21 protein-coding genes are annotated in these 24,303 nt (G+C 62.3%); 1 reads left to right on the forward strand and 20 read right to left on the reverse strand.

Annotation, left to right across the window (positions count from 1 at the left end; translation table 11 throughout):
* Positions 1–31: 31 nt before the first annotated feature.
* The 8 genes from FX134_RS07065 to FX134_RS07100 all read right to left on the reverse strand — a co-directional run bounded on the left by FX134_RS07065 (position 32) and on the right by FX134_RS07100 (position 8,138).
* Positions 32–1,096, reverse strand: a complete 1,065-nt coding sequence (locus tag FX134_RS07065; RefSeq protein ID WP_232050866.1) for a DUF2804 domain-containing protein — start codon at positions 1,094–1,096, stop codon at positions 32–34.
* Entirely contained in the window at positions 1,093–1,911 is an 819-nt protein-coding gene (locus FX134_RS07070; RefSeq protein WP_080799648.1) for a mechanosensitive ion channel family protein, read from the reverse strand. The genes FX134_RS07065 and FX134_RS07070 overlap by 4 nt, the downstream gene beginning before the upstream one ends.
* 65 nt (positions 1,912–1,976) lie before the next feature.
* On the reverse strand, positions 1,977–2,768 hold the full coding sequence (locus tag FX134_RS07075; RefSeq protein WP_080799651.1) for a zeta toxin family protein: 792 nt from the start codon (positions 2,766–2,768) through the stop codon (positions 1,977–1,979).
* Positions 2,765–3,334, reverse strand: a complete 570-nt coding sequence (locus tag FX134_RS07080; protein ID WP_080799654.1) for a helix-turn-helix domain-containing protein — start codon at positions 3,332–3,334, stop codon at positions 2,765–2,767. Before FX134_RS07080 ends, FX134_RS07075 begins: the two co-directional genes overlap by 4 nt.
* 382 nt (positions 3,335–3,716) lie before the next feature.
* Entirely contained in the window at positions 3,717–4,262 is a 546-nt protein-coding gene (gene nrdG, locus FX134_RS07085) for an anaerobic ribonucleoside-triphosphate reductase activating protein (protein ID WP_080803873.1), read from the reverse strand.
* 58 nt (positions 4,263–4,320) lie between these two features.
* Positions 4,321–6,648 carry an anaerobic ribonucleoside triphosphate reductase gene (locus FX134_RS07090; RefSeq protein ID WP_080799656.1) on the reverse strand — a complete coding sequence of 776 codons (2,328 nt, stop codon included), beginning with the start codon at positions 6,646–6,648 and terminating at the stop codon, positions 4,321–4,323.
* Positions 6,649–6,955: 307 nt separating this feature from the next.
* A complete protein-coding gene (locus tag FX134_RS07095; protein WP_080799659.1) occupies positions 6,956–7,231 on the reverse strand; it encodes a hypothetical protein in 276 nt (91 codons plus the stop codon).
* Between the two features lie 4 nt (positions 7,232–7,235).
* Positions 7,236–8,138, reverse strand: a complete 903-nt coding sequence (locus FX134_RS07100; protein ID WP_080799662.1) for a homocysteine S-methyltransferase family protein — start codon at positions 8,136–8,138, stop codon at positions 7,236–7,238.
* A 944-nt stretch (positions 8,139–9,082) separates the two neighbouring features.
* Here FX134_RS07100 and FX134_RS07105 point away from each other — a divergent pair.
* The gene (locus FX134_RS07105) at positions 9,083–10,045 is read left to right on the forward strand and encodes a D-2-hydroxyacid dehydrogenase (protein ID WP_080799665.1); all 963 of its coding nucleotides are present in this window, start codon (positions 9,083–9,085) and stop codon (positions 10,043–10,045) included.
* Positions 10,046–10,280: 235 nt separating this feature from the next.
* Here the strand turns inward: FX134_RS07105 and FX134_RS07110 are convergent, their stop codons facing one another.
* The 12 genes from FX134_RS07110 to FX134_RS07160 form a co-directional block, all read right to left on the reverse strand.
* The gene (locus FX134_RS07110) at positions 10,281–11,099 is read right to left on the reverse strand and encodes a UTP--glucose-1-phosphate uridylyltransferase (RefSeq protein WP_080799667.1); all 819 of its coding nucleotides are present in this window, start codon (positions 11,097–11,099) and stop codon (positions 10,281–10,283) included.
* A gap of 207 nt (positions 11,100–11,306) precedes the next feature.
* Complete coding sequence (locus tag FX134_RS07115) at positions 11,307–11,492, reverse strand: hypothetical protein (RefSeq protein WP_080799669.1); 186 nt, start codon at positions 11,490–11,492, stop codon at positions 11,307–11,309.
* 117 nt (positions 11,493–11,609) lie between these two features.
* Positions 11,610–12,380 carry a cytochrome c biogenesis protein gene (locus FX134_RS07120; protein ID WP_080799672.1) on the reverse strand — a complete coding sequence of 257 codons (771 nt, stop codon included), beginning with the start codon at positions 12,378–12,380 and terminating at the stop codon, positions 11,610–11,612.
* 89 nt (positions 12,381–12,469) lie between these two features.
* On the reverse strand, positions 12,470–13,222 hold the full coding sequence (locus FX134_RS07125) for a heme exporter protein CcmB (protein WP_080799675.1): 753 nt from the start codon (positions 13,220–13,222) through the stop codon (positions 12,470–12,472).
* Positions 13,223–13,936, reverse strand: coding sequence for an ABC transporter ATP-binding protein (locus FX134_RS07130; RefSeq protein ID WP_172623521.1), 714 nt, complete (start codon positions 13,934–13,936; stop codon positions 13,223–13,225).
* Positions 13,937–13,946: 10 nt separating this feature from the next.
* Entirely contained in the window at positions 13,947–16,307 is a 2,361-nt protein-coding gene (locus FX134_RS07135) for a heme lyase CcmF/NrfE family subunit (protein WP_080799680.1), read from the reverse strand.
* Positions 16,308–16,369: 62 nt separating this feature from the next.
* Positions 16,370–17,035, reverse strand: coding sequence for a cytochrome c maturation protein CcmE domain-containing protein (locus FX134_RS07140; protein ID WP_080799682.1), 666 nt, complete (start codon positions 17,033–17,035; stop codon positions 16,370–16,372).
* A gap of 271 nt (positions 17,036–17,306) precedes the next feature.
* Positions 17,307–18,008 carry a cytochrome c-type protein Cgr1 gene (cgr1, locus tag FX134_RS07145; RefSeq protein ID WP_080799686.1) on the reverse strand — a complete coding sequence of 234 codons (702 nt, stop codon included), beginning with the start codon at positions 18,006–18,008 and terminating at the stop codon, positions 17,307–17,309.
* 307 nt (positions 18,009–18,315) lie between these two features.
* Positions 18,316–19,653: an ammonia-forming cytochrome c nitrite reductase subunit c552 gene (locus FX134_RS07150; RefSeq protein WP_080799689.1), complete on the reverse strand. Its 1,338-nt coding sequence runs from the start codon at positions 19,651–19,653 to the stop codon at positions 18,316–18,318.
* A 613-nt stretch (positions 19,654–20,266) separates the two neighbouring features.
* Positions 20,267–21,262 carry an ATP-binding protein gene (locus tag FX134_RS07155; protein WP_197735971.1) on the reverse strand — a complete coding sequence of 332 codons (996 nt, stop codon included), beginning with the start codon at positions 21,260–21,262 and terminating at the stop codon, positions 20,267–20,269.
* A gap of 17 nt (positions 21,263–21,279) precedes the next feature.
* Positions 21,280–21,459 carry a hypothetical protein gene (locus FX134_RS14685; protein ID WP_197735972.1) on the reverse strand — a complete coding sequence of 60 codons (180 nt, stop codon included), beginning with the start codon at positions 21,457–21,459 and terminating at the stop codon, positions 21,280–21,282.
* Positions 21,460–21,732: 273 nt separating this feature from the next.
* Positions 21,733–24,234 (reverse strand): DEAD/DEAH box helicase, encoded by a 2,502-nt coding sequence (locus tag FX134_RS07160; RefSeq protein ID WP_080799692.1) that lies wholly within the window; start codon positions 24,232–24,234, stop codon positions 21,733–21,735.
* Positions 24,235–24,303 lie beyond the last annotated feature (69 nt).

Raw genomic sequence — 24,303 nt, forward strand, 5'->3', positions numbered from 1 at the left:
GCGCGAGGGTAGCCGCTCAGGCCGATGGAACCTAATACACGTTGTGGATGACCTCGGCGGAGCCCATCAGGTTCTCCACGGGGAACCTCGTGCCGTCGTCGAGGACCACCGTGCCGTCGAAGCGGCCGAACACCTGGTGCTGGTCGGAGCGGATGAGCTTGTAGTCCATCCAGTCGACGCGGTCGAGCAGCGGCGTGAACACGAGGTCGAGCCGCCCCTCGTCGTCGGTCATGTGCCAGGGCTCCATGAGGCGGTAGCGGTCGGCCGTGCGCTTGGCCTGCGATCCGCCCGACTTCTCAGGGATGCCGAAGTCCACCCGGTGCAGCTTGTGCGCCACGCCGTCGACGAAGGCCATGTTCTCGGAGGCGGCCGACGTGTCGCCGAACCCGTAGCCCAGGTTGAGGCCGAACCGGCAGCCATCCTGCCAGCCCTGCGCGACGGCCCAGAACCACGTGTTGTCGCGCGTCCACACCCCGCGCCCCCAGTCCAGGAGGCCGAACGATTCGTCCGGATCGAAGCCGTGCACGAGCAGACCCTTCTTGAAGCTGCCCCGCGCGCGCATGGCAACGATCTTCTGGTTGTAGTAGAACGCGAGGGGGTCCTCCGCCCACGGCGTGGCGATGACCATGGTGTCACGCGGCTCCTCATCGAGCACGGCCTCGAAGACGAGGTCGTCGTCTCCGTCGAAGCGCGCGAAACGCGCCTTGAGGCGGCGCGTGCCGTCGGCCACGTCGAAGCGCAGCGACACGCGGCCGTTCTCGAACGCCGACGTGCCGGCCGACGAGTCGGCGGGCAGCTTGAAGCGCCCGAGCGGAAACGGCGTGACGACGCTCGCGGTGTGCGAGGCCGCCTGCGCGAAGTCCATGAGCGAGACCGAGATGAGCCCGACGTAGCCCATGTCGCCGATAGTGAGCGCCACGGCGAACTCCCCGTCGTTCACCAGGTAGTAGTCCCATTCCTTGAGCCGCCATTTCGGGGCCTTGACGCGGTCGCGGCTGTACGTGCGCACCAGGCCGGTGGCCCAGCCGCACTGCGCAAGCGCGCCTTTCCCATCGTGCAACGGGCCTTCGGTCAAACGCGTCTCGGATCCCATCATGCGTCCTTCCCCTCGTGTGCCTCGGACTCGCCTGCCGTCGTGCGCGCGGTGCGCGTGAGCGGCGCCACCGCGCGTACGACGGCGTCTACGGCGCTCGCCTTGTCGCGGCTATCCGCCATGCGGAACGTGATGGATCCCACGAAGCCGGAGTCGTCCACCGCGCTGAACGCCACGGCCGGATCCTTCGTCGTCTTGCCCGCCGACTGCGCCGCCGCGCATGCCGCCTGCTCTATCAGGTGCGCCCGCTCGTCCAGCTGCGCGCCGTCCGTGACCACGACGATGGGAACGCTCGCCTGGTTCGTGGGCGGCAGATGCGTGAGCGCCGTCTTGTTGATGATGGAGTTGGGTATGATGACCTCTTCGCCATCCGAGTTCTTGATGGTGGTGTGGCGCCAGGTGACGTCCTTCACCACGCCGCGCGAGGAGCCCACCTCGATGTTGTCGCCCGGCTTGATGATGCGCAGAAGGCTCACCTGCAAGCCGCCGATCAGGTTCGATATGGTGTCCTGGAAACCGAGCGAGATGGCGATGCCTCCCACGCCGAGCGCGGCGATGACGGCGCTTACGTTCACGTTGAAGCTGGTGTCGAGCATGATGCAGATGCCGAGCAGCCACACGGCGCCGCGGGCGATGTTGACGAAGATGGAGCTAGAGGGCAGATCCTTCTCCTCGTTGAAGTTGAGCACGCGCCGCAGGAAGTGCGTGACGAACCGCGCGACGAACGCGGTGAGGACGAGGATGACCACCACGGAGAGGGCCGTGTTCAGCCAGTCCGCGCGCACAAGGCTGTCGATGTTGTGCAGAAGCTGATCCATGAGAACATCCTACCATGAAACGGCCGCAGCGAACCTGACGGCCTCGTTACCGAGAGGGGCGCCGCCTATCGCTCCGAAGACGGCGTGGGCGGCCGCAGCGCGTCGAGCTTGGCCTGGAGGAACGCGCGATGTTCCAGCTCCTCCGAAGTCCAGGGGCCGAAGAGCACGTCGGCGAGCGCCTCGGCGGCGGCCCGTCCCTCCCCTTCCACCGGGAACAGCAGCTCCTTCTCGCGCGAGTAGAGCCGGATCTCGTCGAACAGCCCTGATGCCTCCAGCACGCCCAGGTTCTCCACGATGTCGGCGACTATCTTGTTGTGGTGCGCCGGGTCGGTCGCGCGGGGCGTGGTGCCCGCCAGGCGCATAAGCTCATAGCGCAGCTGGCAGCTGAGAAGCGATATCTCCGGCTTCACCGCCATGAGCGCGAGCGACACGCGGTAGCCTTTGCCCCGCAAGAGCGCGGCCGTTTGCAACGGCACCTGCGACGTGCGCAGCGTCCCTTCGACGACCAGGTTGTAGCGGATGGTCGAAAGGGATTTGACCAGCGCCTCCACCATCTGCCCCGCCCACGCGGCCGTGTGCGCCACCGCCTCGGGCCCGTATCGCGCGTCCAGCTCGGCGAACCGAGGATGGCGCGAGCGGTACTCGTCGCCGTTGATGACGATGCCGCCGCCTTTGAAGCCCTTAACGCAGAGCTCGTGAAGCGCCGTCTTCCCCGCGCCGCTTTGCCCTCCGAGCAGAACCGCCTGAGGATGCGCGGACGGCGCACAGCGCGATTCGAGCACGAGACGCTTCGTTATCGATTGGAACTCGCGGACGAACTCCTCCTCGCTGAAAGCACCGGGATCGTCTTTCATCATGCGGCCTTCGCCGCATGGAGCCGCGCGAAATGCGCGAGGCCGTCGATAGCCCCGCGGATCTCCGCCAGCTTTTTCGCACTCCCGTCCACTTCCCTGATGATCTGCCCCTTCCTTTCGGCGATCATCGACATCACATCGTCGTATACCATCATGCTCGCTTCGTCGCCATCCTCTTTCGCCTCAAGGTACAGCCGCGATACCTCAGAAAGGATCTCGGCGGCCTTCTCGTTGAGTATCTCCTGCTCAAGCGTGAGCATGTACATCTCGTTGATATCCATGATCTCCCCTTCGTCGTCGAACGTGACCATCGCGTACACCACTTTCTCCACCCGCTCGCGCTGCGCGGGCGGGATGGAGTCCCCATCGCGCTCGAGGCACTCGTGCATGAAGGCGGTATGGTCGGCGGCGCGGATGAGGTTCGCGTTCGCCTTGCTGGGGGGCTGGCCGTTCTCGTAGCGCACCATGCTCGCCTCGCCGATGCCGAGCAGCCGCGCGAACGCCTGCTGCGAGAGGCCGTACTTGCTGCGGATCCGCTTGATCTCCGCCGGAGTGATGTCTGCGCCCATGAGCCGTCCTTTCAATCGAATGATTGGCTCTAATATATCATATGATTGGAACATTGTCACTACAAATCGTTGCGGCGATGGGTTCGATGAGTCCCGTGCGGCATCGGCGGGACGCGTCGACGACACCCGCAGAAGCCCGAGCTTCTGCGATTCCCGAACCGTGCTTCTTATATATGACTCATAGCATCGTGGACAAAATCGGCCTTCGGGACTGAATTTTTCGCGTCAATTCCGCCAAAGAACAAAGAAACCCCTGGTGGCGAGAAGCCAATACAGGAGTTCCGAATGAGAAATCAGTCCCGAAGCCCGATTTTGTCCACAAGGCAAGGGAGGAGGCTGGCTGACACATCATACACGGAAGCCAAGCCGCCCATCTCGCGCTTCACCACGACGGCGGTTTGAGCGGGATGTCCTCCTGCGGCTGCCACAAAACGACGCGGCCCTCGCGGCGCGTGGCGGAGACGTCGATGAGCCGCTGGTTGGACGAGCCGCGCCACTTGAGGCTGAAAGAGTGGCGCGCCTGCACGAAGGGGCCGTCCACCAGCACGTCGGTCTGCTCGAGGAGGTCGCGCGCCGCCGGGTCGGGCACGCCCGCGGCCAGCTGCTCGTAGGTGTAGCCCGAGTACGTCCACACGTCCAGCCCGAGCGCACGGCAGCGGCGGGCGAGCTCGGCGCACGCGGCGGCCTGTTCGAAGGGCTCCCCACCGGAAATGGTGACGCCCTGCGCCAGCTTGTTCGCGGCGATCTCGGCCACGAGGTCATCGAGGGCGCGCACCTCCCCGCCCGCGCACGGCTGGCTCTCGGGGTTGTGGCACCCGGGGCAGCCATGCGAGCACCCCTGCACGAACACGGCGAAGCGCAGCCCCGGCCCATCGACGATGGAGTCCGGGGCCGTGCCGTACAGGCGTATGGAAGCGGGAGCAGTCAACATAGGGGCCTTTCAAAATGGCATAAAAGGGGACTGTCCCCTTTTATGCCAAAATCGGTTACATCTGGTGCTTCACGCGGTCGGCTTCTTCGGCGCGCTTGGCGTCGTTGAAGCGGTCGAGGGTGCCCACCAGGTAGCCGGTGATGCGGCGGATGCGCTCGAAGGCCATGCCGTGCTCCTCCTCGGTGCGGCCGCACTTGGGGCACACGTCGCCGATGATGCCGTTGTAGCCGCATACCGGGTCGCGGTCGACCGGATGGTTCACCGAGCCGTAGCCGATGCCGCTCTCCTTCATGTGGCGGATGACGGCCTCGAACGCCTCGAGGTTGTCCGTCGGGTCGCCGTCGAGCTCCACGTAGGAGATGTGGCCCGCGTTCGTGAGCGCGTGGTAGGGCGCCTCGATCTCGATCTTCTCGAACGCGCTGATGTCGTAGTACACCGGCACGTGGAAGCCGTTGGTGTAGTAGTCGCGGTCGGTGACGCCGGGGATGGAGCCGTAGCGCGCGCGGTCCATGCGCACGAAGCGGCCGGACAGGCCCTCGGCGGGCGTCGCGATCAGGCCGTAGTTCATGCCGCGCTCGGCCGACAGGCGGTCGAGGTAGCTGCGCATGTGGCCGATGATCTCGAGCCCGAGGTTCTGCGACGCCTTCGACTCGCCGTGATGCTTGCCCGTGAGCGCCACGAGCGTCTCGGCCAGGCCGATGAACCCGAGCGAGAGCGTGCCGTGCTTGAGCACCTCGCGCTGCTCATCGCCGGGCGCGAGCTTCTCGGAGTCGATCCACACGCCCTGCCCCATGAGGAACGGCGCGTTGTACACCTTCTTGCGCGCCTGGATCTCGAAGCGCTCGTCGAGCTGCCCCACCGCGAGCGCCAGCTTCGCGTCCAGAAGGTCGAAGAACAGGTCGAGGTCGCCCTTCGAGCGGATGGCCAGGCGCGGCAGGTTGATGGACGTGAACGACAGGTTGCCGCGGCCGGGAGCGATCTCGCGGTCGGGATCGAACACGTTGCCCATCACGCGCGTGCGGCAGCCCATGTAGGCGATCTCCGTCTCGGGCGTGCCCTTGTAATACTGCGCGTTGAACGGCGCGTCGATGAAGCTGAAGTTGGGGAACAGGCGCTTCGCCGAGCAGTGCATGGCCAGCTTGAACAGGTCGTAGTTCGGGTCGCCCGGATTGTAGTTCACGCCCTCCTTCACGCGGAAGATCTGCACGGGGAAGATGGGCGTCTCGCCGGAGCCCAGGCCCTCTTCCGTGGCCAGCAGCATGTTCTTCACCACCATGCGGCCCTCCGGCGTGGTGTCCATGCCGTAGTTCACCGAACTGAACGGCGTCTGCGCGCCGGCGCGGGAGTGCATGGTGTTCAGGTTGTGCACGAGCGCCTCCATGGCCTGGAACGTCGTGCGGTCGGTGTCGCCGAGCGCGTTCTTGGCGGCGTAGGCGAGCGCCTTGTCGGCGAGAGCCTCATCCATGCCGGCCGCGACGAGCGCTTCGCGCACGGCGGCCTCGAAGCTCTCGTCCATCTTGAGGCTGGCCCAGAGCCCGGTGCGCTCCTCAACCGCGGCCAGCGTGTCCTGGGCGAACGCGCGGGCGTCGTCCACCACGCCGTCGGCCAGCAGGTCGAGCGCCTCGGCCAGGTGCTTCTTGTACAGGCGGCGGTACGTTTTCTTCACGCCCTCGGCCAGGCCGTAGTCGAAGTCGCAGATGGCCTGCCCGCCGTGTTGGTCGTTCTGGTTGGACTGGATGGCGATGCAAGCGAGCGCCGCGTAGCTGGCGATGTCGTTGGGCTCGCGCAGCACGCCGTGGCCCGTGGAGAAGCCGCCTTTGAACAGCTTCGACAGCTCGATCTGGCAGCACGTGGTGGTGAGCGTGTAGAAGTCCATGTCGTGGATGTGGATGTCGCCCTCGCGATGGGCGCGCGCGAACTTCGGCTCGATGACGCACATCTCGTAGAACTGCTTGGCCGACTCGGAGCCGTACTTGAGCATGGTGCCCATGGCGGTGTCGGCGTCGATGTTGGCGTTCTCGCGCTTCATGTCCGATTCGCTCGCCTTGGAGAACGTGATGTCCTTGAGCGTCTGGATGAGACGGCTGTTCACGTCGCGGGCGCGGCTGCGCTCGGCGCGGTAGAGGATGTAGGACTTGGCGGTCTGCACGAAGCCGGACTCGATGAGCGTCTCCTCCACGAGGTCCTGCACGCCCTCCACCGTGGGCACGCCCTCGATGGCGCCGGCCTCGAGCTTGTCCACCACCTTCTGCGCGATGTCCTCGGCGGCCGTGCGGTCCTGCATGGCGCCGCACGCCTGGAAGGCCTTCTCCACCGCCTCGGCGATCTTGTCCTGCCTGAACTCGGTCATGCGGCCGTCGCGCTTGATAATGGACTCGACCATGCTTGCCGTCCTTTTCTCTTCGTTGTGCGTTTGCTTGGCTTTTTCCGTCGCGATCAGCTGCCTCGCGCGTTTATGCGCAGGCTTTCCACCAGCTCTGCGCCAGGTTTTCCACAACATGTAGTGGTGGTAGTCGGTTAGAACGTGAACATATGGTACCCGCGCGCTCCACGACGCGCAAGGGGGCAATTCGCGGCGAAGGGCGCCCCACACAGGAAGCGATGCTCGATTCACAGATTATCCACGCTCCCGGCATCGGCGCGTCACGCCGCCGTCGCGCTGGCGTTGCCGCCGAGGCGTGGGATCGCGGCTATTCGACCGTGCCGTACACCTGGCCCCAGGCATGCCCTCCGATGGCGGAGTTCAGCTGGTCGCAGAGCCGCTGGCGCGTGTAGCTGCCCGGCGGCAGGAGGTTGACGATCTCCATGAGGTCGTCCGGCAGGTCGGCCGCCTCGGCGATCACGACCACCTCGAGGCGGCGCACGGCCTCCTTCGGGGCCCGATCGGCGAAAACGGAGTCCACCACGTTCTGCAGCGCGCCATGATGCGGGCTGCGCACGGTGTTGCCGCTCTGGCGCGCGGGCACGGCGCTACTCCTCCACGTCCGGGCGGATGACGTCGAAGCCCTCGCTCGCGGCTACGAGCGCGCCTGCGAAGGCCGGGGTGGCGTTGCCGGCGGCGCGGAGGAACTGCGCGCCCGCCGTGCGGAGGCGCACGCCCGCCTCGACGAGGACATCGGGGCAGTAGTAGGGGTTCTCAGGCGTCGGCGCGCCCTGCTTCGGGGCGTTCTCCCCCACGAGGAGCTGCGCGAGCACGGGCAGCCCGCCCGCCCCCGCCGCGCGCCGGGCGAGCGTCTCGGCCACGTCGAGCGGCGCCGCCGTGGCGAAGCCGGCAACCGACGCGCCGCAGTCGAGCATGACCCCGAGGGCGTCCTCGAACGAGTCGCGGCCGCCGTCCAGCATGCCGTCCGCGTCCACGTCCACCGACGCGAGCACCGGGCCGTCGTACACCTGGCGCAGGCCCATGAGCGCGCACTTGAGATCGGTCGCGCTCGCGAAGCCGTTCAGGAAGAGGGCGTCGAAGGCGAGCCCCGAGAGCGTGCGCGCCGCGCGGGCGTACTGGTCGCGGCTCTCGTTGAGCGACGACTTGCTCGAGGGGTCGAGGGGCAGCCCGCACGGGCCGACCTCGACCAGGACGTGCTGCGGCGAAAGCTGCGCGACCGCCGTCAGCGCGGCGCGGGCCACCTCGCCCCCCCGATCCTCCATGCCGCGATGGGCGAGGCGCGCCGGCGTGATCCCCTCCGTGCAGGCCACGAGGCACTGGGCGCCCGCCACCTGGCTCAGCCGCAGGGCGTCGCGAACGGCCTCCGGCTCAACGAGGCACGCGTACTCGAGGTCGCGCTCCGCGTCGAAGCCCTGGCGGGCGAGCACGGGAGCGACGGGGGCGGACAGCACGAGCATGTCCTTGTGGAAGCGCAGGGCGATATCGGGCATGGGGAATCCTTTCGTCGGCTTTGCATGATACCAAAACGCGGCGCTCGCGGCGACGTGCGGGCGCGGACGTTCCCGCGCACGGGGCGCCCTGCGTAAGCTTCGGGCCCGCCTGGGCAGAGCGCTCTGGCAGACGAACGGCTCCGCTCCGCCCGCGAACGGCGCCCCGGGAGGCCCCGCTGCTCGACGTTTTCACGCCTTTAAGCGCGCGACCTGCTCGTTCACCGACCGTTCAGCGCCGCTGCACAAGACCAACACGACCCGACCACACGTTTTTCAAGGCCGACTTTTATACTAGGCCCTGCAAACGAAAGATTCCCCTCCTTTCAGTTTGTACTGCTTTTACCCCTTACAAAGCAGTGGCGGTGCGAAGGCACCGCATCATCCCCTCCTTGTGGCCCGGTGAGCTCCCCTCTCACCGGGCCGATCCTTTTCTCGGACCCCCGACGCCGCCCGAGCCGCCCTCGGTCAGCCGCTCCCACGCCTCTCCTATTTTTGTGCAGATGCACAATTAGAAGCGGCTTACTTCGCGAATGCTTTCCCGATTTCAGCGCGTTTCACCTCAGGGGTTTTCCCTTATGAGCGGGAAGAATTTACCTATTTGTTACTTTCGCAGACACCAATTCACAAAACACGCACGTGTGCCACATATGATTTTCAACCTCAACTTTTATAATGGCTTCAGCAAACGAAAGGCTCCCCTCCTTTTCAGTTTGCATCTGCTTTATCCCTAAAAGCAGAGTCGGTGCCCAATAGGCACCGCATCATCCCCTCCTTGTGGCCCGGTGAGCTCCCCTCTCACCGGGCCGATCCTTTTTCTGCGGCGGCATCTCAGCCGTTCGACACGCCTTCGACACGCGACGGCAACCCGTTCGCCGCGGCGTGCGCCGCTCGCCGGGCCCGTGCTAGAATCGGGGGCCTCGCACCCGTTACGTCAGGAGGATCCTATGAACATCGTCGTCCTCGAAGGATACGTGAACAACCCCGGCGACCTCAGCTGGGACGCGCTCAAGCAGTACGGCGCCGTGACCGTGTACGACCGCACGCCGCGCGATCAGCTGGCCGCGCGCGTGGCCGACGCCGACATCGCCGTATCGAGCAAGGTGGCGTGGGACGCCGAGGCCCTCGGCTGGGCGCCGCGCCTCAAGATGATCGCGCTCACATCCACCGGGTTCAACGTGGTGGACCTCGACGCGGCGCGCGAACGCGGCATCGTGGTGTCCAACGTGCCAGCCTATTCGACGCCCGATGTGGCGCAGATGACGTTCGCGCTCTTGCTGGAGCTGTGCCTGCACGTGGGCGAGCACTCCCGCCTGGTCATGGACGGCGCATGGACGCGCGCGAAGGACTTCTCGTTCTGGGAGACGCCGCTGGTGGAGCTGGCGGGCAAGACGTTCGGCATCGTGGGGATGGGCAGCATCGGGCAGGCCGTGTGCCGCGTCGCGCGCGCCTTCGGCATGCAGGTGATGTTCGAGAACCGCTCGCCCAAGCCCGAGCTTGTGGGCGACGGCGTGCGGCAGGTGGAGCTGGACGAGCTTCTGGCCGCCGCCGACGTGGTGTCGCTGCACGTGCCGGCCACGCCTGAGACCGATCGCATGATGGACGCCACGGCCCTTGCGAAGATGAAGGACGGCGCCTACCTGCTGAACACCGCGCGCGGCTCCCTGGTGGACGAGCGGGCCGTGGTTGACGCGCTGCGCTCCGGCAAGCTGGCCGGCTTCGGCGCCGACGTCGTGTCCACGGAGCCTATGCGCCCCGACAACCCGCTTTTGCAGGCGAAGGGCGCGAACATCGTCGTGACGCCCCACATCGCCTGGGCCACCCACGAAGCCCGCGCCCGCCTGCTGTCCGTCGTGGCCGCCAACGTAGGCGCCTTCGCGGAGGGAAAGCCGCAGAACGTCGTTAATTGATGCAATCATCATGCGTATAGCATGGTAGAATCAACCGGATGAGGCGAATAGTGCTGGAGAAAGGAAAAAGCCGGGCTGCCCTCGACAAGTAACCCGGCTTAACACTTGACCGGCACCACCCGGTTGCGCGGGCGCTGCTGTCAATCCGTATTCTAATGTGCGGCTACCCAAATGGCAAGCGCCGCCGTCCGCCCGTCACCGATGCTTCACGTGAAGAATCGGCTCGCTTTCTCCCCTACCCGTTCTTCCTTGCGAACAAAACGTTGTTCGTCTCGAGCCAGCTTTCCACGGTGCCGGTATCGAAGCCGTCGGCGGGGTCGATGACGAGCGCGTACATCTCCTCCTCGCGGAGCACCGCGTCGAGGGCGTCGGTGAGCTGGATCTCGCCGCCCACGCCGGGTTCCACGTCGGCTAGAAGCTCCATCACGCGCGGCGAGAGCAGGTAGCGGCCGAACACGGCCAAGTTCGACGGCGCGTCCTCAAGCGCCGGCTTCTCCACCAGGGCGTCCACCTTCCACACGTCGCCCTCGCCCTCCACGGCCGCGCCCGCGATGACGCCGAAGCGGCTCACCTCATCGTCCGGCACGGGCATCACGGCGATCACGCTCGCGCCGCCGTGCGCGTCGGACACCTCCTGCATGCGGGGAAGCATCTTGTTGTCGGGCACGAGCACGTCGCCCAGCAGCACGTAGAACGCCTCGTCACCCGTTTTCCCCGCAGCGCAGCGCACGGCATGCCCCAGGCCGAGCGCCTCATCCTGGTACACGTAGCTCACGTTGTAGGCGCCCACCTGCTCCACGAGGTCGGCGTACTTGTCCTTGCCACGGGCGCGCAGCAGGGCCACGAGCTCCGGGTTCGGGCTGAAGTGCTCCTCGATGGCCTTCTTCTCGCGACTGTTGATGATGACCACCTCGTCGGCCGCCGACGCCAGGCCCTCCTCCACCACGTACTGGATGGCCGGACGGTCCACCACCAGCAGCATCTCCTTGGGCTGGGCCTTCGTGGCGGGCAGGAAGCGCGTGCCGAGGCCGGCCGCGGGAATGAGAGCCTTCATGGATGCACCTTTCTCGTAAACGTGCGCGAAGCGCCGCAGAAGCGGCGCCTCGTTCGTTGCGTTTCGTTATTGTAGCACGGCAGGGAAATGCAGTGTCGCGCTTCGCGCTCCTTGTAACGGATCCTTCGACTTCGCGGCTGCGCCGCTGCGCTCAGGATGACGCGAGGGGGAAGCGCTGCGCCGCTGCGCACAGGATGACAGGGGGCGCTACTTGGCCTGCTGCTCGGCGAGGGCCTCTTCCAGGACGGCCATCTGCTTCTCGGCCTTCTTGAAGCCAAGCGTGATGATGAGCACGTACACCAGGATGGCCACCCACATGAGGGCGTAGGCCCCGATGATGAACGGCATGGACGGCGCGACGGTGCTGTATATCTCGACAAGAATCGGATTCATGGTTTGCTCTCCTTCTCATTCAGTGAGGATCCTTGGTGGGATCCTTCGACTCGCTTCGCTCGCTCAGGATGACGCGGGGGCGGATTCCTTCGGCCCGCTTCGCTCGGGGCGGAACCCCTAGTCCTCCAGCTGCTCTTTCAGCGCCTCCACGCGCTCGGTCAGGCGAACCTGGCGGAAGCGCAGACGGTACAGCGCGAAGCCCACCATCGCGATGCCCAACAGGCAGAACATGAGCGTGATGCCCATGTCGCCCGACATGCCGCCTTCGCGCACCACCACGGGATGGATGCTCGAGGGGATGAGGCGCGTCACCATGAAGCAGATGGGCACGTCGATGAGCGCGATGATGGCCAGCACGGCGCCGTAGGTGGCGCGGCGCTCGGGCTCGTCGATGGCGTTGCGCAGGATGAAGTACGCGATGATGATGAGCATGAGGATGAGGTACGTGGTCAGGCGCGGATCCCACGTCCACCACACGCCCCACTCGAAGCGCGTCCACAAGTCGCCCGTGATCATGGTGCACGCCACGAACAAAAGCGCGATTTCCATGGCGATCTTCGAGCACGTGTCGAAGCGGCGGTTCTTCGTCATGAGGAAGCGCACCGCGTAGTAGCCCGCGAACGCGAGCGCCACGAACGACGTGATGGCCACCGGCATGTGGAAGTAGAAGATCTTCTGCGACAGCAAAAGCACGCTGGTCACCATCTGGCCGCCGATCATTTCCGCGCCGTTCACTGCGGCGCCATTCACCGGCGAGGCCCACAGGAACGCCAGCAGAAAGCCGATCGTCGACAGCACGATGCCCGCGATGAGCACCCCCGGCGCGATCCGGTCGGGCCACTGCCCCGCCTCCGGAAGCTTCAGCGACTTTTTCGTTTCCTCGGTCATACGGCTCCTTCTCTCTCAAACCCGCCGGACGTGCGTCCGCGCGGGATCCTTCGACTGCGGCGGCTTCGCCGCCTTCGCTCAGGATGACATCAAGCGCTAATCACAAAATCGTACAGTACCCACGACGCCAGGATCATGATGACGTCGTAGCCGCCGGCGAGCGCCAACGAGGTCAGCATCACGTCGGCGTAGCCCTCCGCGCCCACGATGACCGCCGTGGTGGCGGACACGCACGAGTACAGCAGCGGAAACACGAGCGGGATGAACAGCACGGCCAGCATGACGTCCTTGCCGCGCGTGTTGATGGTGATGGTGGACAGCAGCGTGCCGATGCCCGCCACGCCGATGGTGCCCACCACGAGCGGCACCACCAGCAGCCAGAAGCTGTCGGCGGGCGTGGTGGTGGTCAGGAAGAAGAAGTAGAACAGCGGCACGGCGAGCACTTCCACCACCAGCAAAAACAGCAGGTTGGACGTGGACTTCGCCAAAAACACCACCGAGCGGTCCATGGGCACCAGCAGGATGCCCTCCAAACAGCCCTGCTCCTTCTCGTGCGCGAACGAGCGGTTCAGGCCCAGAAGCGACGTGAACACGATGAGCGCCCACAGAAGGCCGCCCGACATCTGCAGCACGTCGGTGGTCTGCGACGTCTGCGCGAGCGCCGCCCCGTACACGATGATGACCAAAAGGGCGTAGATGCCCATGGACGTGAGCATCTCCTTGGTGCGGAACTCCTGCTCCAGGTCCTTGCGCAGCAGCGTCTTGTACTGCTGGAACGTCGAGGGCTTCCTCAGCTCCACGCCGCCGGCCGTGCGCACGGCGGCCTCCTTTTGCGCCGCCATCTAGGCCACCCCCATGCCGACCGTCTCACGGTACATCGCCGCGAACTCGTCGAAGTCGAACGCGTCCTTCTGGTCGAACGCCACCACGCGGCCGCGCGCCAGCACGAGCGCGTGCGTGCACATGGCGAAGCCCTTCTGCAAATCGTGGCTCACCATGACGAACGTGCGGCCCTCGCGCTGCCGCTCGATGAGCTCGTCGAATATCTCCACCGCATGCGGGTCGAGGCCCGAGTACGGCTCGTCCAAAAACACCACGTCGGGGTCGTGGATGAGCGCGCGGGCGATGGAGAGGCGCTGCGTCATGCCGCGCGAGAACGTGCGCACCACGTCGAGCCGGCGGTGCTTGAGCTCCACCGCCTCCAAGAGCTCCATGACGCGCGCCTCGGGGTCCACCACCCCGTAGAGGCGCGCGTATATCATGAGGTTCTGCTCGGCTGTGAGGTCGGGGTAGAGCATGGAGTTATGCGAGATGAGGCCGATGTGGTCGCGCGCCTTGTCGGGCTCGTCCTTCAGGTCCACCCCCATGAGCGTGGCCGTGCCGGAGGTGGCGCGGGACAGGGTCGACAGCACGCGCAGAAGCGTGGTCTTCCCCGCCCCGTTCGGGCCGAAGATGGACAGGAACGCGCCTTGGGGCACCTCGATGGTCACGTTGTCCACCGCACGGCGGTTGCCGAACACCTTCGAGAGCTTCTTCGTTTTGATGGCGGCGCCCACTTCGGCCACGTCAGTCCTTCTTCTCCTCGTCGGCCGCGGCGTCGGCGGCAGGCGCGGCCTCCACGACCACGGCCTTCTCCTCCACCACGACCTTCTCGCCGTCGCTCACCGCGACCGCCTCGTACGCCGCCGCGACGACGGCAGCGCCCTTGTCGGAGGCCTTCTTGGCCAGGGCCTCCAGGCGCTCCTCCTCGTCCTCGATGCCGGTGAGCTTGCGGCTCGCGCCGCGGCGGCCGAAGGTGGCCACCACGATGCCCGCCATGAGCAGGGCGAAGCCGGCCCACACGAGCGAGATGAGCGGGTTGACGCGCACGTCCATCGAGAAGTCGCCCTCGGTGCTCACGCCGCGGTACACCACGAACAGGTCCTCCGTGGGGAACCCGATGACGCTGGCCACGAGCTTCTGCTGCTGCGTGGACTGGACGAACTGCACGGTCGGGTTCACCGAGCCCACCGGCTGGCCGTCCTTGGTCACGTCGAAGAACACGGTGTAGAGGATGTCGTCATCGTTCTCCTGCGGCACCACCTCGTTGCCCGTGTAGGTGAGCACGAAATCCTGGATGAGGTAGGGCTGCGCCGCCGTGTCGGTGGCCTCGTCGTAGTCGACGTAGCCCACGCGCTCCGTCACGTACATCGAAGAGCCGATGAGGCCCACGAGGATGACGGCCATGCCGAGGTGCGCGACGAACCCGCCGAACGTGGAGGCGCGGTTCACCAGCATGCCCCACGCCGCGGCGACCACGTTGCCGCCATGGCCCTTCTTGTAGCCGCGGATGGCGCGGCCGAGCATGAACAGCGAGTTGAAGAACAGCAGGCTCGCCACCAGGAAGCCCACGACGGCCAGGCCGTTGTAGTACCAGCCCGGAGTGAGCGTGGACAGCATCTCGGTGGCCGAGGCGTCGCCGCCGAGCGACTGCGCGGTGTAGTACGCCACGTTGGCGTCGTAGCTGGGAAGCAGGTACGTCGCGAAGTAGAACATGAGCACGGCGAACAGCACGAGCGCGAGCGCGCCCGGGATGCGGGCCCGCTTCCAAAACAGCTTGCCCTCCGTGCGGCCCCACGACAGCAGCGGGCACACCGCGAGGATGGCGAGGTACACCACGCCGAGCGGGCGCGCGATGGCGTCGAACGTGCCGGTGGACACGGTCTGGCCGCCCAGCGGCAGCCACGACGGCAGGGCCGAGGCCACGGTGAGGTACGTCAGCAGCAGCGTGAACACCACCATGATGACGTTGTTGAAGTAGTAGGCGGCGTCCTTGGACACCATGCTCTCCACGTCGTCCTGGCCGACGTTGGCCGGACCGAAGCTCTTCCAACGCACGATGAGGCCCACGATGCCCGCGAGGATGGACACCGCGATGAGCGCGCCGAACAGCACGAGCGACACCGGGTCGCCCTCGAAGGCGTGCACGGACTGCACGAGGCCCGAACGCGAGATGAACGTGCCCACGATGACGAACGCGAACGTGAGGCACGCGCACATCACGCTCCAGCGCTTGAACGCGCCGCGCTGGCGGTACACCGTGAAGCTGTGGATGAGCGCCACGCCCACGAGCCACGAAAGCAGGCTCGCGTTCTCCACCGGATCCCAGCCCCAGTAGCCGCCCCAGCCGAGCACCACGTAGGCCCACACGGCGCCCAGGCCGATGCCGACGCCCAAAAACAGCCACGAGAACAGCGCGTAGCGCTGCGAGCGGATGACCCACTCCTTGGAAGAGTCGTTCACGATGAGCGCCGCGATGGCGTACGCGAACGGGATGGTGAGGCCCGCGTAGCCCACGAACAGGGTGGGCGGATGGATGGCCATGGCCCAGTGCTCCAAAAGCGTGTTCATGCCGAACGACGAGGCGGCGGCCGTCAGGTTGCCCGACGCGTCGAAGTAGCGCGCGTCGGTGGCCGTGAAGGGCATGTTGCTCTCGGAGAACAGCAGCACGCACACGAAGGCGGCCAGCACGAGCTGGGCCACGAGCAGCGCCATGGAGTCGAGGCGCGCGGTCTTCTTGAGGTTGCGCACCGCGATGACGGAGTTGAACGCGGCGATGAGCCACGCCCAGAACAGCAGCGAGCCCTGGCGGCCGGCCCACAGGCCGGAGAGCTTGTAGAGCCAGGCCATGTCGCCCGAGGCGTCGCTGTGGTACTTGAGCACGTAGTCGATGGTCATGTCGCCCGCCATGAAGCAGTACACGAGGATGCCGCAGCATACCGTGAGCCCCACGACGGACAGCAGGACGGCTATGTGGCCCGCCCAGGTGAGCGTGTCGCCGAGGCCGCGCTTGCGCTTGCGCAGCACCGCGCCCGCGACGAGGCACGCCACGGACACGATCACGCCGGCAAACGCGACGAGCAGTCCGATCAATCCGAATGTTGACATGTACTATCCTTCCGAAGCGGCGGGCCGTTGCCGCCGCCTGTCGAATTCCAGTGCGGCCGGACCTAGCCCTCGAGGGCCACGTCGGTCGCGGCGAACTTGCCCTGCGCGTTCAGTGAGCCCGTCAGCACGAGCTTCGAGCCGTCGGCGATCGCATCGGCGATCGCGCCGTCGTAGAGCACGGCGAGCTCCTCCCCGCTGTCGGGGTCGACCACCACGAGGCGGTCGCCCGCGCCCGCGGCCGCGAGCGTGCCGGCCTTGACCTCGCCCGCCACCTTCACGGGCTTGTCGACGACCTCCTGGCCGTAGCCGACGAGCTGGGCCACCGTGAGGGCATCCAAGGCGTTCTCGTACTTCGAGGGGCACTTGGTGACGAGCTCGGTGGCGTGGAGCACGCCGTCCTCGCCGATCTTGCCCGTGCAGATGGCCGTCACGTCGTTGCCGAACGTGGCGGACACGCCCCCGTCGTAGCGGACGTCGAGCTGCTGGGCGGGATCGCCCTGCGGATCGTAGATGGCGAAGGTCAGCACGTTGTCCTTCGTCTCGAAGGAGTTCTCGACGACATTGCCGCTCACCTGGATCTTCTGGTCGCCGAGCGAGCCGGCCGCCGCATCGGCTATCGTCACGCTCTTCGCCGAGCTGGTGCCGCCGACCACGGCCAGGATGACCACCAGCACGATGACGATGATGCCGGTCACCACGACCATGCGGCGCTTCGTTTTCGTGTTCACGTTCGCCTCCTCGAATGGTTCTCTCTCACGGTAATTTTCACGTACCTCAAAGTTCCGAAGAGCGCAATGGCGCGGAATTCAAAGATTCACCATGCGTGGCGCGCCGCGCGTGCGAGACGAGATCGTCGGGCATTCATCTGCGTGTGCCGCGAAGCGGCCATTTCGTTCTTCGGACCTTTGACAAGGGAGCCCGTCCGAGCGCATGCGCACTCGAGGCGGGCTCCCTCTCGCTATTCGGTTGTGCGCGCCCCGAGGGGCGCAAGGTCGGCCGTTACGCCGCCAGCTTGTTGGCCTCGGCGACCGTCAGCCAGCCCTCGGGCACCTCGGCCTCGCTGTGGCACTGCGTGCAGTACACAACGGAGGCGCGGTGCGCCTTGTGGCACTCGCTGCAGGCGATCTCGCCGTGCTGCGCCACATGCGGGTTGAACTCCATGCCGCTCGTGGCCTTGATCAGGTCCTCGCGCGTCAGGTTGTGGCAGGCCTCGTTCAGGCAGAACTGGTCTTCCTCGATGCCGCGCGCCTCGACGAGCTGCTCGAGATCGCGCTCCTCGAGCGGTGCCACGTAGTTGCCCGTGACCCAGCTCATGCCCTCGGAGATCTGCTCGCCGATGGACGGAACGTGGCAGCCCATGCAGGTCGTGCCCTGGTCCGCGCGGTGCACCGCGGCCATCATGCTGGACGCGTCCGCAACCTCGTTGCCCCACTTGTCCACGGCCGGCTGGCCCGGCTCCGCCTCATACGTCGGCAGATACGGATCCATCGGCGTGTGGCAGATGGCGTTGCAGAAGCTCGGCTGCTCGTGCCAAACCCAGAAGCCGGCACCGGCTGCAATCAAAACAACCGCGACGACGCCCACGACGATCGGCCACTTCTTCTTCCCAGACTTCTTGGGAGCGGCTTCCTCGGTCGTCGAAGCATCATCGGTCACGGCTGCCTCGGTGGCGGCTTCCACTTTGGTTTCCTCTTCGCTCATGCTCTTCTAACCCCCTTTCTGATTTACTCGGCTCGTATTTCCATCCGTTTCCGCAACACCTTCGTAACGAGTCAGGTTCCAAACGGAAACACAAGCACTTTACCACATGCATACTATCGTTCAACCGACAAAAAACCTATCACCCATTTGGGGGGAATTAGCCCGAATCACCCCCGTTTTTCGTGTGATACGGCTTTTTTGACCGTCGTTTCGGGCGTGCGCCGCCGAAAAGGGCGGAGAGACGGGGAAAGGAAGCATGCGCTCCCTTTCCCCACTCTCAGAAACGTTGGAGAGAACGTCCCTGTCGTTATGCGAGCATCGCCAGAGCTTCGTCGACGGCGGCCTCGGCCTTATCGAGGGTTTCCTCGGTCAGCTTGGAGTTATGGGCTCCCTCGCTGTTCTCGACCATCACGAAGTCCCAGTACCACTGGGCGGTGCGCTGCAGCTTCTGCAGCTTCGCCAGGTCCTCGGAAGCGGCCGGGATCTCGGTCTTAGCCTCGTTCGCAGCCTTCATGGCGGCGATCTCGTCGGCGTACTTGGCAGCGATCTTGCCGGTCATGTCCTCGATCTTCTCGCTGATCGCGGTCACGCGCTTCTCCTCGTTAGCCTGGATGTCCTTGACTTCCTTCTCGAGGTCGGCATGGCACTTGCTGCAGTCGTTCTTCATCAGTTCGGCGTTCTCGAGCGGGCTCACCCAGTTATGGGAGGTGTACTCGCCGCTCTCGCCCTCGGCCGGAGCCATGTGGCAATCGGCGCAGCCATAGCCCTGCTTGGCCATGGGCGACTGCTCGCCGCCGTACATCGTCTCGAACTCGGGGTGCTGGACCTTGAGCATCGGGGCGAACGTGTCGGCATGGTTCCAATCCTTGAAGCCCTTCTCGTCATAGAACGCGAGCATGGTCTCGGGCGTCATGGCGTCGAGGCCCGTGTAGGGGTTCGACGTGGCCTTGGTCTCGCCATCGAAGTAGTACTCGTTGTGGCACTGACCGCACACCTGGGCGTTCATCGGGGCCTTGCCCTTCTCGCCGTAGTCCTTGCCCAGCGAGTCCACGAAGTACGAGCCGGTGACGTTGAGCGTCTGCGGGTCGTTCTCGTGGCAGTTGTAGCAGCTGATAGGCTCGTCGAACTCGCCGATCAGGTCGTTGAACTTCTCCTTGTACACACCCTCGCCCTCGTCCTCGACCATCTTCGTGAACTGAGGGGTCTTGCAGGTGATGCAGCCCGCGAGCTGCTCCTTCTTGGTGGTACGCGGAGTCTCCTTCACGCTCTGCAGCGTGTAGAGATGGCCCGCGGCCTCGTCATAGCCGAGCGCGAACGCGTAACCCTTGTACATCGTGTTCAAAGCAGGGTACAGCTCCAGATAGTTGTGCTTATCGCCACCGTTCTGGAGGGGCTTGTTGGCCTCGTTCTCCATGTACGATTTGTACTGGTCAGGATAGATATCCTTCCACGAGTCCGCCACGACCACACCGAAGCTATCGGCCTCAGGCGTCTCCACCTGCACTGCCGGCTTCTCTTCCGCTTTCTGGTCCGTCGCATCGTTGGCGTTGTTCTGGGGTGCGCAAGCAGCTAACCCCACAACCATGCCGAACGCGCACAGCGACGCGGTCCAGAGAGCGAGTTTGTTCCTCTTGACTTTCGTCATGCAAATCTCCTCCCTTCGACTGACGATCTCTCCTTCACGAAATATACACTTTTTCGGAGGATGTTCCAAGCTGCTTTGGCCCGTGTCGGGGATTCCCAGCAAGACCATAGGGAAAAACCCTGATGCTCGGCTATCCCCAGTTCAGGAGGGTTATTGGCATATCGCATGCGACCTGGGATGATGGCTTTGGTAAGGGTTTCAAGCGGGGGTTGGCGCAGGGGTCTGGGATGTTTTCCCCTGCGTTGCGCCCGCCGATCCGGGCAGTGCCCCGGGTCCGCGCGCACGCGGATCGCCGTTTTCTGCCACGAAACCGTGATTTCGGTGCACGCCTCGCCCGATCGAGCTTCCGGAGATGGTGGGATTCGAACCCACGACCCCCACGTTGCGAACGCGATGCTCTCCCAGAAGGTACGTATGCCATCACAATTAGTAACTCCGGTACTACGCATCACTAAGCCAATAGTTACGCATTTTGCTGATCGTATGACGCAATCGAGTTCGAGCAGCTATGCGCCGACCGCCTGTTCGTTGACGAGAGCCGCCACTACAAGAGCCTGTTCTTCTGCGCCAAGATGTGCAACGTGGGCGGCATCTCGCAAAGCGGCCATCGCCGCTATTCGGCAGACAGCCACCTGGCAAGGTCGTGGATCCTGATGCCCTCGTGATCGTAGGTTTCATGCCTTGTGCGGGCGATGAGAATCTTCGGGTATCCGTCGCGTATCTTCAGCAGAGGATCGACCTCCCGCTCGAATGTCGCAGGAGCTGAGATGTCGTCGCTTACTTGGATGTACATCTTCTCGCTCCCCCGCATGGCGATGAAGTCCACTTCCTTTTGATACAGCTTTCCGACATAGAGCTCAAAGCCCCGCCTCAGAAGCTCGATGGCAACCATGTTCTCGTAGACCCGGCCCCAGTCCATGTTGCGCGTGCCAAGCTTCGCGAACCGGAAAGAGTGGTCGCTCAGGTAGTATTTGTCGCCCGAGGACAGATACTTCTTCCCTCGGATGTCATATCTGCGGACCTTGTAGAACGCGTAGGCGTTGCACAGGTACTCGATGTACGAACCGACGGTCTTGTGGTTCGCCTCGGTGTCGCCTTCTAGCGATGACGCCACGCTCCTTGCAGATGTCACGTTCGAGACGTTATCCATCAGGAATTCGGACAGGCGGTTAAGCAGATCGGGGTTGCGCACGTCGTACTTCTGGCGGATGTCGCGCATGATGAGGGTGTCGAACACGTCCTTTATGTAGGCGTAGCGGTCCACCTCGTTCTTGTAGGGGTAGGAGCCCGACATGCCTCCTGCGCGCACGTAGCGATCGAAGGCGCTGTCGACCCCCTCTCCTTCTCCGAAGTAGGCAAGGTACTCGGCAAACGAGAACGGGAACACTTCGATCTCGAACGTGCGGCCCGTGAACAGCGTGGCGAGGTCGCTACTGAGCAGAAAGGCGTTCGAGCCGGTGATGTAGATGTCGAAGTTCTCCGATGCGTGGAAGCTGTTGATGGCCTTCTCGAACCCCTCGCACATCTGGACCTCGTCTATGATGACGGAGTTGCTCGCTCCGGGAACGTAGGCGGCCCGCACGAACTCGTCCAGGGCGTGGTATTCCATGAGGCCCTCGAATTCGGTCAGGTTGAGTTGACGTGAATGATGTTCGCGCTGGGTTCCGAACTCACGACGTGGTGCTTGAACGCTTCGAGCAGCTTGGATTTGCCGCTGCGGCGAACGCCGGTGATCACCTTGATGTCGGGAGTTCCCTCGACGTCTATCAGCTTCTGCAGATAGCTTTTCCTCTCGATAAGCTTCATCTCTAATTCCTATTTCCCAAAATTGATTTCGTTTTACTATTGGGAAATAGATACCACAGAAACTGTCGCGCCACCACGACACCAACAATCGTCCGGCAATACCAAAAAAGCAGGTCGGTTTCCCGACCTGCCTCAATTTCCGTGGTGGAGATGATGGGATTCGAACCCACGACCCCCACGTTGCGAACGTGATGCTCTCCCAGCTCATCCGTAAACGATCACATTTGATTTAGTAACTAAAATGGTGGTGTGTCCTCCCGCTTGAATTCAAGGCTATCTTTGCTGTCTGAATTTTTTAGAATAGCGGCTTATTAGATCAGCTTTTCCTAACTGGCTATTTTTCAACGACTCAGCAATTGACGACGCGCAGCTCCAAGTGTCTGGCTGACTAATCTCAGAGACAAATTGTTTGAAGTTGCACTTAAAAGAATTCAGCAACTCAGGGGTGATGATTCTGATGTTTCTATCGGGAGAGCAATAACGGTCGAATGTGTCGCTGTTGTGAACCATCACAGGATAGCATACGCATTCATCTGGATATTCATTGCGAAACCAGACGATGGAATTATTCAATTGCGAGCAATCTGATTCGGATATAGTTTCAGTAGTGGTTTGATTTTTGCATTCGATCACCTGGTATTCCATACCGCCCAAGGCAACCAAATTATCGGGGCCAATTTTGCTTTCATTCTCAGGACGAGAAGCAGAAAAACCCAGCAATTGAAAAATCTCCATAAGTGACTGCTCGAAACGATTCGAGCTCGCATCTCCAAAGCATAGTGAGTCTAGCAGGTCGTCAGCTTTTAATTGAAAGCTTGCCGGTGTAGGATATCTAGAAGATATATACTCCAGAACGGAGTCAGCTTGAGAATCAGAATTGTTATACAACTTTTCATACTGAATTCCAGATATCGGAGCCAGCACTGCCCGATTCGCGCGCTTCGCTGATAGCAATATTTGTTGAGAGATCTCTCGATTTATAAAATTCTCATACTCAGCCATTAGCTGCATAAGATAGCCCTTTTCAAATGAGCTTTCTGTTTTGTTCTTTGCTTCTTCAAGTACTTTAACAGCTCCACGATAGTCACCCACTCGCGACATCTCAAATGCTTTTCGCTGAGCAATTGTTGATCTATCCAGCTTTGGCTTACGGTCGTAAAACACTGATGAGATAGTCTGGCGACTGATGTCGACCCATTCTTTATCGCGGCAAAGAGATAGATCCATCAACTCGGCGAAATGGTTCATCTGCGGACGTTCGGACTCCGCTAATTGATCCCACAGCTGTTTTGAGAGCTCATATTGCGCCTTCGTGGCTGAGCTGAGGAATTGCGTCCCGTTCTGGAACGTAAGGATATTCGCGATTTTTTTACCCATGATCAGAACGACACAGTAGTCATTGCTCGAACGAATTCCTCTCCCCATCCCCTGTTCAATTTTGTGGATTTGAGTTCTCCGGATGTGATTGCTTTCATAATTTATATTCTCTAATACTGATTCAAATTCACTTCTTATCGACGGAAGACCATCTATAACGAGAATGCGACATGCATCGCCAGGCAGATCGACACCATCATACTGGTTTATCAGGACGGAAAGACCAACATGGCAACAGCGCATTCTTTCGACACCTGTCGAGAGGTTGTCTTTTGTAAGCACCTGATCCGCCGCGTCGAGCCAATATTGGGATCGTTGTCTAGAAGGCACAATGACAGCAGTATTGTAGTGTTTTGAGTATTCAACTATTTGAGCCTTAATTTCATCATCATCTATCTGAGGATTCAAAAGCTGTGGATACAGAATCATTCTCTCACCAAGATCATTCGCCTTCTCCGGGGCAACAATCCTTGTAAAAGAATCTTCCTCGACGCCCATAGTTGAAACAAAGACGCTATCATCGGACAGAGTGGCACTCATAAAAACACGATGCTTGGCATCTTCAAAACTTCTTATGGCCGAAATCGGAATGCATTTCGGAGAAACCTCAATCTGATTTGGTGTTATCACGCAATTGCAAGTTTTCCAATCGTCTCTTAAAAGTGGCAGATTAAACAGAATGAAATCACTATCTGCGTATTCTTCATCTTGCAATAATCGTAATACTTCAAGACAATTTTTTTGCCAAATCCAGAACGGAACTAAAATGCTTTTACTTCGATCCCCACTTTCAATCACTTCGAGATACTTCTGGGCATCGTATGCCTTAAGCGATTCTTCTAGTATTTTTACAACACGCTTATAAGCAGCGCTACTTTCGATGATTCGTACCGTAAACTGATCTTCGATGACGTCCATGCATGCATGGACGTCATCAATAACAATGCTCCCAATTGGACAATTATTGCCGCCGGGGCGCATGCCAAAAACGCTTCTTCCATTCACCAATTTATGAATATTGATTACAAGAATCGCCTTTCCCTCTCGAAATAAATACTCTTCTTGGTTTTGAACAACTTTTATCCCCAACTTTTGAGCTTCGGAAATAACCTGATCAACAAGATACGAATGGGGCACGACATACACAGCAGGCCCCTTATTCTCATTTAAACAGCTTTGTAAAATTATGAGACCAACAGTGGTTTTTCCACTCCCTGTGTTCATCTTCACAATTACATCTTTTTGATCTCGACACGAGGACCACTGCTTCCATACGTCCGTCTGAACATCTCTTGGGTATTCATGCCCCGGGGCTTTGTCCGGTAAGGCCATGTATATATCGCGAGGATCGAGAGGCGACCTCGTACCGCCAATACTGATTTTCGAGAGATCGACCATGAAACCCCCTTAACCGGACATATATGATAAATTTGATTATACCAGGACAGATGAAGTGGTGCGGCACTC

Source organism: Arabiibacter massiliensis (assembly GCF_902386925.1).
In the GTDB taxonomy this organism is placed as follows: domain Bacteria; phylum Actinomycetota; class Coriobacteriia; order Coriobacteriales; family Eggerthellaceae; genus Arabiibacter; species Arabiibacter massiliensis.